At 42.3% G+C, this 12,433-nt stretch carries 9 protein-coding genes and 7 tRNA genes; 12 read left to right on the forward strand and 4 right to left on the reverse strand.

Annotated features, from left to right (window positions below; genetic code table 11):
- The 3 genes from ACHUFQ_RS16335 to ACHUFQ_RS16345 form a co-directional block, all read right to left on the reverse strand.
- Window positions 1-77: transfer RNA gene (locus tag ACHUFQ_RS16335), tRNA-Met, on the reverse strand.
- A 191-nt stretch (window positions 78-268) separates the two neighbouring features.
- Window positions 269-345, reverse strand: a tRNA-Met gene (locus ACHUFQ_RS16340).
- A gap of 364 nt (window positions 346-709) precedes the next feature.
- Window positions 710-786, reverse strand: a tRNA-Met gene (locus tag ACHUFQ_RS16345).
- A gap of 237 nt (window positions 787-1,023) precedes the next feature.
- Here ACHUFQ_RS16345 and rlmKL point away from each other — a divergent pair.
- From rlmKL to ACHUFQ_RS16365, 4 genes are all read left to right on the forward strand, one after another.
- Window positions 1,024-3,150 (forward strand): bifunctional 23S rRNA (guanine(2069)-N(7))-methyltransferase RlmK/23S rRNA (guanine(2445)-N(2))-methyltransferase RlmL, encoded by a 2,127-nt coding sequence (gene rlmKL, locus ACHUFQ_RS16350; RefSeq protein ID WP_394176920.1) that lies wholly within the window; start codon window positions 1,024-1,026, stop codon window positions 3,148-3,150.
- A gap of 496 nt (window positions 3,151-3,646) precedes the next feature.
- Window positions 3,647-3,892, forward strand: a complete 246-nt coding sequence (locus tag ACHUFQ_RS16355) for a glutaredoxin family protein (RefSeq protein ID WP_394176921.1) — start codon at window positions 3,647-3,649, stop codon at window positions 3,890-3,892.
- Complete coding sequence (gene uup / locus ACHUFQ_RS16360; RefSeq protein ID WP_394176922.1) at window positions 3,879-5,783, forward strand: ATP-binding cassette ATPase Uup; 1,905 nt, start codon at window positions 3,879-3,881, stop codon at window positions 5,781-5,783. Before ACHUFQ_RS16355 ends, uup begins: the two co-directional genes overlap by 14 nt.
- Window positions 5,783-7,564, forward strand: a complete 1,782-nt coding sequence (locus tag ACHUFQ_RS16365; protein ID WP_394176923.1) for a DUF3466 family protein — start codon at window positions 5,783-5,785, stop codon at window positions 7,562-7,564. Before uup ends, ACHUFQ_RS16365 begins: the two co-directional genes overlap by 1 nt.
- Window positions 7,565-7,639: 75 nt before the next feature.
- Here ACHUFQ_RS16365 and fabA read toward each other — a convergent pair whose 3' ends face one another.
- A complete protein-coding gene (gene fabA, locus ACHUFQ_RS16370; RefSeq protein WP_394176924.1) occupies window positions 7,640-8,155 on the reverse strand; it encodes a bifunctional 3-hydroxydecanoyl-ACP dehydratase/trans-2-decenoyl-ACP isomerase in 516 nt (171 codons plus the stop codon).
- Window positions 8,156-8,385: 230 nt separating this feature from the next.
- Between fabA and ACHUFQ_RS16375 the strand changes: the two genes are divergently transcribed.
- The 8 genes from ACHUFQ_RS16375 (at window position 8,386) to ACHUFQ_RS16410 (ending at window position 12,432) form a co-directional block, all read left to right on the forward strand.
- On the forward strand, window positions 8,386-8,694 hold the full coding sequence (locus ACHUFQ_RS16375) for a hypothetical protein (RefSeq protein WP_394176928.1): 309 nt from the start codon (window positions 8,386-8,388) through the stop codon (window positions 8,692-8,694).
- A gap of 76 nt (window positions 8,695-8,770) precedes the next feature.
- Complete coding sequence (uvrY, locus tag ACHUFQ_RS16380) at window positions 8,771-9,415, forward strand: UvrY/SirA/GacA family response regulator transcription factor (RefSeq protein ID WP_394176925.1); 645 nt, start codon at window positions 8,771-8,773, stop codon at window positions 9,413-9,415.
- A gap of 3 nt (window positions 9,416-9,418) precedes the next feature.
- Window positions 9,419-11,254, forward strand: a complete 1,836-nt coding sequence (uvrC, locus tag ACHUFQ_RS16385) for an excinuclease ABC subunit UvrC (protein WP_394176926.1) — start codon at window positions 9,419-9,421, stop codon at window positions 11,252-11,254.
- A gap of 45 nt (window positions 11,255-11,299) precedes the next feature.
- The gene (gene pgsA / locus ACHUFQ_RS16390) at window positions 11,300-11,884 is read left to right on the forward strand and encodes a CDP-diacylglycerol--glycerol-3-phosphate 3-phosphatidyltransferase (protein WP_394176927.1); all 585 of its coding nucleotides are present in this window, start codon (window positions 11,300-11,302) and stop codon (window positions 11,882-11,884) included.
- Between the two features lie 141 nt (window positions 11,885-12,025).
- Window positions 12,026-12,101, forward strand: a tRNA-Gly gene (locus tag ACHUFQ_RS16395).
- A gap of 40 nt (window positions 12,102-12,141) precedes the next feature.
- Window positions 12,142-12,215 (forward strand) — tRNA-Cys (locus ACHUFQ_RS16400).
- Window positions 12,216-12,219: 4 nt separating this feature from the next.
- Window positions 12,220-12,306: transfer RNA gene (locus ACHUFQ_RS16405), tRNA-Leu, on the forward strand.
- A gap of 50 nt (window positions 12,307-12,356) precedes the next feature.
- A tRNA-Gly gene (locus ACHUFQ_RS16410) sits at window positions 12,357-12,432 on the forward strand.
- The last annotated feature ends 1 nt before the right edge of the window (window position 12,433 follow it).

Below are 12,433 nucleotides of genomic sequence, written 5' to 3' on the forward strand. Positions count from 1 at the left end.
TGGTTGCGGGAGCCAGATTTGAACTGACGACCTTCGGGTTATGAGCCCGACGAGCTACCAGGCTGCTCCATCCCGCGTCCGAATGACTTGATAAGATACTACCAAGAAAGCCTATAACTGTTTTAATTCTGTCATAAAAGAATTCCTACGCTTTCTCTATGATAAGAAAGTTGGTTGCGGGAGCCCTGATCTTGTATTAGCGAACTGACGAGTCAGTTGTTTAATACACTTACTCAGAATTCCTACGCTTCCTATTTGATAAGGAAATTGGTTGCGGGAGCCAGATTTGAACTGACGACCTTCGGGTTATGAGCCCGACGAGCTACCAGGCTGCTCCATCCCGCGCCTGAATTACGTTTTCAGTATACTGTTTTTCTCTTTAAAAGAAAATTGCATATAGGACCTCTGAGCTTGCATTAGCGAACTGACGAGTCAGTTGTTTAATACGCATATTCAGAATTCCTACACTTCCATATATACAAGTATACAAAGGAAATTGTTTGCGGGAGCCCTGATTTTGTATTAGCGAACTGACGAGTCAGTTGTTTAATACGCATATTCAGAATTCCTACACTTCCTTATATACAAAAATACAAAGGAAATTGTTTGCGGGAGCCCTGATTTTGCATTAGCGAACTGACGAGTCAGTTGTTTAATACGCATATTCAGAATTCCTACACATCCATATATACAAAAATACAAAGGAAATTGGTTGCGGGAGCCAGATTTGAACTGACGACCTTCGGGTTATGAGCCCGACGAGCTACCAGGCTGCTCCATCCCGCGCCTGAAAACGAAGCGTACTATAAGGATTGCTCCGCAACAATGCAAGCGTTAACCACACTTATTTTATAACAAAATGTAATCTTGCATGTTTAATGTTCAAGGTGATGTTTTATTACTCGAAAGCAAGATTTTTTTCATGAATTTTAACGACATTAGTCGTGGATTTCATAATTCAGTCAGGACAAAAACACTGTCTTTGTTTATAATCCACGGCAATGATCTCCCTCGATATTTATTATGCAAAATTTTTTAGCGTTAACCTCCTTTGGAATTGAACCGTTACTTGCCGAAGAAATCACATCTCTTGGCGGCCATCAGGTTGTTCAAAAGCCTGAAGGCGTATATTTCCAATCGGATATTGAAAATGCGTATCGCATTGTTTTGAAAACTCGGCTGGCCAGTCGTCTGCTATTGCAACTCACGGAACCTTCTGGCGTTCAGTCAAAGGAAGACCTATATAATGCAGCGCTTGAAATTTCCTGGCCTGAACACTTTAATAGTGACGCGTTATTTGCGGTTGACTTTGTCGGCAAAAATAAGGCGATTCGTGATTCACAGTTTGGCGCGCTTACGGTTAAGGATGCCATCGTTGATAAGTTTCGGGAAGCAGGATTAGAACGCCCTAACGTTGAAAAGTCTCATCCAGATATACGGATTCAAGCTCGTCTGATTAGAAATCAAGTCTATTTCTATCTGGATTTTTCTGGTCGTTCTTTGTTTAACCGTGGATATCGTGAACACACCGGTTCTGCGCCTATAAAGGAAAACCTTGCGGCGGCCTTGGTTGTGCGCAGCGGTTGGTTAGAAAATCCAGAAAAACCTTTGATTGATCCTATGTGTGGTTCAGGGACGATTTTGTTAGAAGCCATTGCTATGGCCGCTGATCTTGCCCCGGGTGTGAATCGCGAGGTATGGGGCTTTGATTGTTGGCACGGACACCAACAAGCTTTGTGGCAAACGATACTAACAGAAGAAGAAATTAGAAATGAGCAACAGTTAGCGATGCTCAATAGCAAAGTCTATGGCTTTGATATTGATGCGCGGGTATTAAAAACGGCCAAAGCCAATGCCCGCAATGCAGGATTATCGGATTATGTGGAATTTAAGGTCGGTAATGCTGAAGACTTGCAAAACCCGTTCAATACTCCAGGACAGATTATCTTTAATCCGCCTTATGGAGAACGTATTGGTTCATTGCCAGAACTAGTCGCTTCGTTTACCAAAATTGGCCAACGACTAAAACTAGACTTTATCGACTGGCAAATGGCCATTATCACCGGTAATCCTGAAACGTTGAAACTACTTAAACTCGCGAGTCATAAACGTTATAAGTTTAAAAATGGACCATTGGATTGTGTGCTGGCCCTTTATGATATTAATGCTGAACAAGCAGAGCGGGGCGCCGGTGTAGAAATTGATACCAGCCAGCCCAGTGCGTTTGCGAATCGCCTGAAAAAGAATATTAAAGGCCTAAAAGGCTGGCTCAAACAGCAATCCGTTAATTGTTATCGCGTTTATGATGCGGATATTCCAGAATACAACGTTGCAGTCGATGTCTATGATGATCACATTGTGATTCATGAATATGCAGCGCCTAAAAATATCGAAGAATCTAAAACCGCAGCTAGATTACAGGAAGTCATTTTCTGGGCGCCACAGGTGCTTAATGTTTCCCCGGATAAAGTGTCGCTGAAAGTGAGGGAAAAGAAAAAGGGTAAAAATCAGTATCAAAGTCTGGCTAGAACTGACCGTTCAATGATCGTTCAGGAATACAATGCTCGTTTTAAAGTAAACCTTTGGGATTATCTGGACACCGGTTTATTTCTTGATCACCGAAAGACTCGCCAACTTGTTGCTAAAAAGGCTGTCGGTAAGAGCCTGTTAAACCTGTTTGCGTATACCGGTTCTGTGTCGGTTCAGGCCGCCATCGCAGGGGCGGAACACGTGACTACGGTTGATATGTCAAACACCTACCTGGATTGGGCGCAAGCTAACTTTGAGTTAAATGGATTGCGCTCTCATAAATATCGATTTGAACAGTCGGATTGTCTTGGGTGGTTGGAAAAAAATCAAACGCTATATGATTTGGTGTTTATCGATCCACCAACATTCTCCAATTCAAAACGTATGGATAAAACCTTTGATGTACAGCGGGATCATGTCGATTTGATTAGGTTGGGAATGAAAGCCGTCGCCGAAGGTGGTGAGCTGATATTCACCAATAATAAACGTCAGTTCAAGATGGATCACAACGCTTTGGAGGCGTTAGGCTTGCACGCCAAAGACATTACTGAACAAACGCGAGATATGGACTTTAAACGCAATAAGCACATTCACAATAGCTGGATAATTACCCGTATTTAACAGCATATTTTGTTCTGTAGCCATGTTTAAATTGTACAAGAATGTTCGTAAAATGATGTCCATCTGTCAATACAGACAACATTGACTGCTTCGGACAGTAATTGCGAGGCAGGCCCGGTTTTCTTTTTCAAGCAGCGATATTCGCCGTTTACGATGAAAGCAGTGGCGAGCTCTCAAAAGCTCGCTTCACATTAACTTATACCAATCACATTAAGTTTGTGCATAACTCAGAGTTAGGGAAGAGGTTCAGTTACAACATAGATTTCATTGATATAGTCATTCTATATATATGAAATATAGGGCCGTAAATGGACCTTAAGATAAACTCCCTACGGATGAGTTTTAAAGGCATTTATCCTGCGTTACTGATTTTGGCCGATTTTGAGATAATGGAGCGACTATTCTCTGTAATCAAAGGCTTGCCTAAAAGCCTTTGAATTCTCACTGAGTGAGCAATAATTTAATGTGATTGATATTATGAAAAACAGATCTTAGTTTGAATAAAATTTATCTATACGGCACTCAAGGGTGTCACCTGTGTGAAATGGCAATGTCTTTATGTGAGCAAAGTCAGAGTATCCAACAAGAACAACTGGTATATCGAGATATTATTGATGACCCTAAGTGGTTACAGCAATACAAATTAACAATACCTGTTATTGAAATAGAAGGCCGCAGCACTGTTTTAGGCTGGCCTTTTGATCTCGAGCAGTTAAACGAGTTTATCAATGGAAATTATTAGAATAACAAACGCTGAACTTGCGTTTGGCGACGATAAGATTCTTGCCAACACTGAGTTGCGCATTAAATCCGGTGAACGCGTCTGCTTAGTCGGGCGCAATGGGGCTGGTAAATCGTCGCTATTGAAAATTATCAATCAGGATATATTGCTGGACGACGGTCAGCTTGTGTTTTCCAATGAGATTACTGTGGCAATGTTGGCACAGGATCCACCACAAACGTCTGAACAAACGATTTTTGACTACGTAGCCGATGGACTAAAAGCAAACGGTGAACTCATACGGGAATACCACCAGTTAACCGCAGTTGTGGCTAAAGATCCATCCGAGAAAAACCTGGCGCGTTTGACCGATATTCAGGGGAAGCTGGAGAAAAACAATGCCTGGCAGGACGAACAACGCATTGAACAAGTGCTCAGTAAACTTGCGCTAAATGCAGATGACAGCGTCAACTCGTTATCCGGAGGTTGGTTGCGGAAAATTGCTCTGGCTCAGGCGTTGGTGAAAGACCCGGACGTTTTGCTGCTCGATGAACCTACCAACCATTTGGACATCAATAGTGTACTGTGGCTTGAATCATTCTTAAAAGGTTTTAATGGCACGATAATTTTTATTAGTCATGACCGGGCATTTATTCGCTCGATGGCGAATCGGATCGTGGATTTAGATCGAGGCATCCTAAGAAGTTACCCGGGGAACTATGATAAATACCTGGAAATGAAAGAGCATGATTTACAGGTAGAGCAACAACAAAATCAGTTGTTTGATAAACGGCTTGCGGAAGAAGAAACGTGGATCCGGCAAGGGATCAAAGCCAGAAGGACACGCAATGAAGGTCGTGTCCGCGCTTTGGAGAAATTGCGGGTAGAGCGCAACCAACGGCGCGACACTAAACAACAAGGGCAAATGACATTTGCCAAAGGCGATAATAGCGGCAAAATGGTCTTTGAAGGGCAGGGAATTGGCGTTTCCTTTGGTGAAAAACGTATTATACGTGATCTAGACCTTCTGATAACCCGAGGGGAAAAGCTTGCACTGATTGGTGCCAATGGTACCGGTAAATCGACATTGCTTAAATTAATTACCGGACAGTTAGAAAATACTCAGGGTAAAATGCGTTTAGGTGTGAATCTGGAAATCGCCTATTTTGACCAACATCGCATGCAGTTGGACGTTAATCAAACGGTGCAGGATGCTGTTGCAGAAGGAAAACAGGAAATAACGGTTAACGGGCGTACTCGCCATGTGTTAGGTTATCTACAGGATTTTCTATTTAGTCCTAAGCGAGCTCGTACGCCAGTCAGAGCCTTATCTGGCGGCGAACGGAATCGATTGTTATTGGCGAAATTATTTTTAAAACCCAGTAACTTACTGATCCTCGATGAGCCTACCAATGATTTGGATATTGAAACCCTGGAATTGCTGGAAATGGTTGTCAATGATTATCCCGGCACGGTTTTATTGGTGAGTCATGATCGGGATTTTGTTAATAATTGTGTGAATTCATGCCTTTACTTTGATGGTAGTGGTACAATCAACCAAATTTTTGGTGGTTATTCTGATGTTGAGAAATATTTAGAAGATAAAGCGGAACAAAAGAAACAATTTGACATCAAAGCCAATACTAAAGTAAAAACAAGTCCGGTTAAAAAAACGAATAACAAGTTATCATATAAGGATAAACGTGAACTCGAAGCCTTACCAGCCTTAATCGAAAAGCTGGAAGGTGAGGTAGAAACGTTGCAATTGCAGATCAATAGCGCTGATTTTTTCAACCAAGACAGTTCCATTACCCAGCCAATACTTGAATTATTGCAAACGCAGGAATCTGCGTTAGAGCATGCCTATGAGCGTTGGCAAGAATTAGAAGAATTTCAAGAGAAGAGTAGTTAATGAAAACCTTATGTAAATCCCTGATCACCTTAGGGGTGACCACTGCGCTATTTGCTCAATCAGTTCAGGCAGCAACCTATGAAGTTATTGATCTTGGGTTAGTCGATACGGTAAAAAACACCTTTGGTATAAAGCAGAACAACCTGGGGCAAGCCGTTGTTTACGGCAATGGTTCGTACAACTTTCCTGTTCAATTTGATCTTTTTGACGAAGGTGATTTTGATTCAATTCTATCGTTTGCTGAGAGTAACCATGAAGGTTATCTTTACGCGTATGAGATAACAGACCAGGAGTTTGAAGACCTTAAAGCCGGAAACCCTGACGCCAATGCTCTTTGGTGGACGGTTGCTTGGTTGCGAAGCCAGGGGATCACAACCAGTCAATATGTCGGAGATACGTTCGTCTTTAAATTCGACGGAATGTTTTCACAACCAATTACTATATTTGACGAGAATTTTGCTTCAAGTGGAGAGCAAACGCGTTCAACTCTTGAAACACCAGTTGGCATATCTGATAAAGGGTGGATATTTGGCCATTCGTCAGCCCCATTTCTACCCTTGCCTCCGTTTCTTCCCGAAGACGCTGATGAGGATGATGAGCCCGTTCAATATTGGGTAAATGAATTCAATAAACGCGGATTTATATATATTGACGGTAAAGTTGTTGAATTAGAGCCTCTCGAGGCGTTATATGGCGGGGTTTCACAAATTTACGATGTGAACGTTAATGGACAAGTTGTTGGTAGCAGTTCAGTCGCCATCAATGAAGATGAACTTGAAGATCTTGAAACGAAATGTATTCTCGAAGAGATTGAAGGTGAACCAAATGGTAATTTGCAAACGAGTATTCCCCAGGAAATTTGTATATATCGAGAAAAAAGTACGATTTATCAACAACGTGCCATTATATGGGAATTGGATAGTGACGGTGAAATGATAGCAGACCCTAAATTGTTAGGAACTGCTGTTGATGATAATAGAAATCCAGATGATTTACGTACTGGAATTAATAGTATTGCAAACGCTATCAATGATTCAGGTGTCGCGGTAGGCTCAACAGCTGCCTGGTTAGATGACAATGTTACTGAACCCGATGAATTTGAAAGGTATGGTTATTTTGCTGCGGTATTTAAAAACGAAGAAGTTATAGAGTTTACAGATAAAAGCGAGTTTCTAACCTCTGCCGGATTAGCGATAAATAACAATGGGGTTATGACGGGCTCCATGACAAAATACGTTAATGGTACACCTCGTACTAAGGTATTTTTCGCTGATACGAACGAAGAGAATATAGAAACGACACTAATAGACGACTTCTTTCCTGGTTCTTCCAGCATTGGTTTCTCTATTAACGACAATAATATAATTGTCGGCGAAGGCGAGTACGAGACTCATATTGATACTAATAATCCACGTCGAAGAGCTGGCTTTATGTATAACATTGATACAGATACATTTTCCAACATCAATGATTTATTAAGTTGCGACTCGCCGTATTTAATCGTTGAAGCTCGAGATATCAACAATGCTAATGAAATAGTAGCAACGGCGCTCATGAAACAGCCATTGCGTGATGCGAAAGGAGAATTGGTTTATGATGATAGTGGTAACGAAATTCTTGAAGACGTGTTTAGGGCGGTTTACCTTCGACCAATTGCTGGTGAAATCGAAGATTGTGGCGATGAAGACGACAAAGTTGAACGCAAGGGCGCTGGTTTGAATCTGTTTTGGTTAGCGGGCCTTGGATTATTAACCTTTATCCGTCGTCGAAAATTGTTTTAGATAAACGGATCGCTAACGACATACAAAAAAGGAGAGCAATAGCTCTCCTTTTTATATTAAATAACCAAGACTTGGTTAGAATTTAGAGGTATCCGTAAATAAACCAACTTTTAAATCGGTCGCTTTATAGATTTCTCTACCATCCACTTCAACGATTCCATCGGCAATTCCCATAAACAACTTACGTTTAATTACCCGCTTCATGACGATTTTATACGTCACTTTTTTTGCGGTAGGAAGAATCTGACCGGTAAACTTAACTTCACCTACACCCAGAGCTCGACCACGACCAGGGCCACCACACCAAGCTAAATAAAAACCAACTAACTGCCACATTGCATCAAGACCCAGGCAACCAGGCATGACAGGATCGCCTTTGAAATGGCAATCGAAGAACCAAAGGTTCGGATTAATATCCAATTCAGCAATAATCTCGCCTTTGCCATACTCACCACCGTCATCATTAATTGAAACAATGCGATCTAGCATCAACATATTATCCGAAGGCAATTTTGAATTGTCTTCACCAAAAAGTTCACCAGTACCAGCTTTAATTAAATCGTTTTTTTCAAAGGAATGTTGTTGTCCCATAGTGCTTATTGAAAACCCCTAAATGTAATGAAAATCAGGAAAGGGCAGTAAGAGCCAGGCTTTTAACAAATGATGAAAAAACCAACTCCTCCGACCTCAGTGTACACGTGTACACTAAAACTTGAGGCTACTTTAGCGAACGGGCGTACACTAGACAACAAAAATATTCATATTGTTGCTTTTTTATTGGTTATGCGTAACCATGGGTAAAAATGACAAAGGGTATAGCAATGGCGACTCCAGACAATATTGATGATGCACTTAAAGAATTGGCGGAAGGTGAAGGTCCGAAGAAGAAAACGCCTTTATCTAATGCTGAAAAACAAAAGCGTTATCGCGAACGACAAAAAAACCTGGGTAAAAAAGAGGTACGCGGATATCTCAACGATGAAGCGTTGAAATGTTATGAGCTTATAAGTGAACAGACGGATTGGACCGATAGCAAAATTTTGACCAATGCGTTGAGATTAACTTATGCCGCGTATAAGAATGGCCAGATTGGCTTGTTGAGCAAGTGGCTGCAAAAAAATAATTTGTAGTGCTCAATTGTTCGGGAAACTGATAGTCTTAGTTGATAACAATCAATAATACATTTAAGACCTAAAGGAGAAAGCCTTGATTAAGGTGTTATTAGTTGATGACCATGACCTGGTGCGTACAGGGATCCGTCGAATTTTAGAAGATGTGAAAGGCATTAAAGTTATTTCAGAAGTTGCAACCGGTGAAGAAGCGGTGCAATTTTGTCGTCAAATCGAACCCGATGTGGTTTTGATGGATATGAACATGCCCGGCATTGGTGGCTTGGAAGCGACTAAAAAAATTCTCCGATACGTACCGGATTGTAAAATCATAATATTGACGGTTCATGTTGAAGATCCGTATCCGGCCAAAGTTATGCAAATTGGTGCCAGTGGCTTTTTATCAAAGAGTGCGGGATGTGATGAGATGGTACAGGCGATAAAGGCGGTCAATGCCGGACAAAGGTATCTACCTGCCTCCATTGCTCAAAAAATGGCGTTAAGCCAGTTTAATTCGGACAATGACAATCCTTTTAATGCGTTATCGGAGCGTGAGTTGCAAATCATGCTGATGATCACGCGAGGGGAGAAAGTAACAGATATCTCTGAGCAACTGAGCCTCAGTAGTAAAACCATTAATAGTTATCGGTATCGTATGTTTGAAAAATTATCTGTCAGCAATGATGTCGAGTTGACCCATCTGGCCATTCGTTATGGCCTGGTTAGCAGCGAAGCCCTTTAACCCATGAGTGAATCGAACACTTTCGATTATCAAGCGTTTCTTAAAGTAACTACGGAACAGAGTGGCGTATACCGTATGTATGACGCCAACTCGACGGTCATTTATGTCGGTAAGGCCAAAAACCTTAAAAAGCGTCTTAGTAGCTACTTTCGTAAAGACGTGGGTTCGACAAAAACCCGGGCGTTAGTCTCGCAAATTTGTGCGATAGACGTCACGGTGACACACACTGAAGGCGAAGCCCTGATACTTGAAAACAACTACATAAAAAAGTATCAGCCCAAATACAACATTCTGCTTCGAGATGATAAATCCTATCCATACATTTTGATAACCGATCATCAACACCCCAAACTTGGCGCACATCGGGGCGGCAAGAAATACAAAGGCGATTATTTCGGGCCATTTCCAAGTGCCGGTGCCGTGTGGGAAAGTCTGCGATTAATGCAGCGTTTATTTCCTATTAGGCAATGTGAAGACAGCTATTATCGAGCGAGATCCCGACCCTGCTTACAATATCAATTAAAACGGTGTTCAGCGCCTTGTGTTGGTAAAGTTAGTGATGAAGAGTATGCCGAGCAGGTAACGCTGGCAAAGATGTTCTTGCGGGGCAAGAATGATCAGGTTATCGCTAATTTAGTGACTAAAATGGAGCAAGCCAGTGAGGAACTACATTTCGAACAAGCGGCCAGTTATCGCGATCAAATCGCAACGTTAAGAAAAGTGCAGCAACAGCAATTTGTGTCTGGTATGGCTGCGGAGCTGGACGTACTGGGCTTTTTCCGAATAAAGAACCAGGCTTGCATCCATCAATTATTTATTCGCGATCAAAAAATTCTCGGTAGCAAAAGCTATTTCCCCAGCATCCCTGCAGATACCGAAGATACAGACATCATCGAAGCGTTTATTACTCAGCATTACCTGGGACAGAGCCCAGAACAAGGTAATATTGCCAAAGAGATTATCCTGCCAATTGCGGTCCCCGAAGGAGACGCGTTGCAATCGTTATTATCAAAACAGGTTGGCTATGACGTAAAGCTCTTAAGTAATGTCAGGACCGAGCGCAAAAAATATCTGGCACTGGCCTCTACCAATGCTGAAACGGCACTTCGTGTTAGAAATTCACATAAGGAGTCAATGCAGGCTCGGTTTGAACAACTAAATAACGTGTTTGATTTATCGACGCCTATAGAACGCATTGAATGCTTTGATATTAGTCATACGATGGGGCAGCAAACGATAGCCTCTTGTGTAGTTTTTAATACCGAGGGACCGTTAAAAAGTGACTATCGTCGTTATAACGTCTTGGGTATTACGCCTGGCGATGACTATGCTGCGATGTCGTTTGCGTTAAATAAGCGTTATGGCAAGTTGAGTGCAGAAGATAAGTTTCCCGATATCGTCTTTATTGACGGCGGCAAGGGCCAGCTGGGCAGGGCAGAGCAATTTTTTAATGACTTGGAACTACCCAAAACCCCCTTGTTAGTAGGGGTTGCTAAAGGTGAATCACGTAAGCCGGGTTTAGAAACCTTGATTATGGCAGGCTCTCATCAATTAATTTCTCTTGAACCGACGTCTTCAGCGTTACACCTGGTGCAACACATACGTGATGAATCGCATCGATTTGCGATTGCAGGCCACCGGGCAAAGCGTGCTAAGGCCAGCAAAAAATCCAGTTTAGAAGATATTCCAGGTATTGGTCCCAAACGGCGTCAGGCAATGCTCAAATACCTGGGAGGATTACAGGAAGTAAAGAAGGCCAGCATCGAAGAGTTGGCGAAAGTTCCGGGGGTAAGTATGGATCTTGCAAAAAATATTTTTGAAAGCCTGCATGACAACTGATCCCTTTAATGTAGAATAGTGAAAAATTCCTGATTAATAAGAATTATGTGGACTATCCCTAATCAAATAACCTTGTTTCGTATTGTATTGATACCGGTATTTATAATCGTATTCTATTTACCGGTCTCCTGGTCACACTTTGGCGCCGCGTTTGTGTTCTGGCTAGCATCCATTAGCGACGCCCTGGACGGCTATCTGGCGAGGCGATTAAAGCAGTCGAGTAAGTTTGGTGCTTTTATCGACCCGGTCGCCGATAAATTGATGGTTACTGTGGCGTTAGTGCTCATCGTTGCGGATTACCAGGTTTGGTGGGTAACGGTGCCGGCACTGATTATGATCAGTCGTGAAATTGTCATTTCGTCGCTGCGCGAGTTTATGGCCGATTTAGGAAAACGGGACAGTGTTGCCGTATCTTCACTTGGTAAATGGAAAACGGCGTGCCAAATGTTGGCGCTAATGGGACTAATCTGGAAGCCGGACTATCCGATTCCATTAATCTTGTTTGATGTGCCAGCGATGATTGTAATGTGGGCAGCCTGGGCATTTTATGGATTAGCGACTTTTTTCGCCTTTATTTCCATGTTTCAATATCTTAAGGCCTCCTGGCCGGAATTAAGTGGTAAAAATTAACCAATAAAGTGATTCTTGAGTTAAAAAATCAGCACTTTAGCTGTTATTTAACCAGTCAGTAGAAAAATGAAATTTAACTGTTGACTCATAATAAATTCGATGTAGAATGCTCATCCGTTGACAGGGAGTCAACACAGGAAAGCGGCTGTAGCTCAGTTGGTAGAGCATCACGTTGCCAACGTGAATGTCACGAGTTCGAGTCTCGTTAGCCGCTCCAATTTTTTCAGGGAAATACATCACCAACTTGTTGATGAAAAGGCGGGTTGGCAGAGTGGCTATGCAGCGGATTGCAAATCCGTGGACCTCGGTTCGACTCCGGGACCCGCCTCCATTCTGCCCGGGTGGTGGAATTGGTAGACACAAGGGATTTAAAATCCCTCGTCTTAACGGACGTGCCGGTTCAAGTCCGGCCCCGGGTACCATTTCTTCTCAATTTGGGATGTAATAGAAAAACGTGTAAACTTAAAGATAAGCGGCTGTAGCTCAGTTGGTAGAGCATCACGTTGCCAACGTGAATGTCACGAGTTCGAGTCTCGTTAGCCGCTCCAA

This window comes from Thalassotalea litorea (assembly GCF_043642205.1).
GTDB lineage: Bacteria > Pseudomonadota > Gammaproteobacteria > Enterobacterales > Alteromonadaceae > Thalassotalea_A > Thalassotalea_A litorea.

Coding starts and splice junctions, on each gene's coding strand:
- rlmKL (WP_394176920.1), top strand. CDS start 1,024: ATGCAAAATTTTTTAGCGTTAACCTCCTTTGGAATTGAACCGTTACTT.
- uup (WP_394176922.1), top strand. CDS start 3,879: ATGGAAATTATTAGAATAACAAACGCTGAACTTGCGTTTGGCGACGAT.
- ACHUFQ_RS16365 (WP_394176923.1), top strand. CDS start 5,783: ATGAAAACCTTATGTAAATCCCTGATCACCTTAGGGGTGACCACTGCG.
- fabA (WP_394176924.1), bottom strand. CDS start 8,155: ATGGGACAACAACATTCCTTTGAAAAAAACGATTTAATTAAAGCTGGT.
- ACHUFQ_RS16375 (WP_394176928.1), top strand. CDS start 8,386: ATGGCGACTCCAGACAATATTGATGATGCACTTAAAGAATTGGCGGAA.
- uvrC (WP_394176926.1), top strand. CDS start 9,419: ATGAGTGAATCGAACACTTTCGATTATCAAGCGTTTCTTAAAGTAACT.
- pgsA (WP_394176927.1), top strand. CDS start 11,300: ATGTGGACTATCCCTAATCAAATAACCTTGTTTCGTATTGTATTGATA.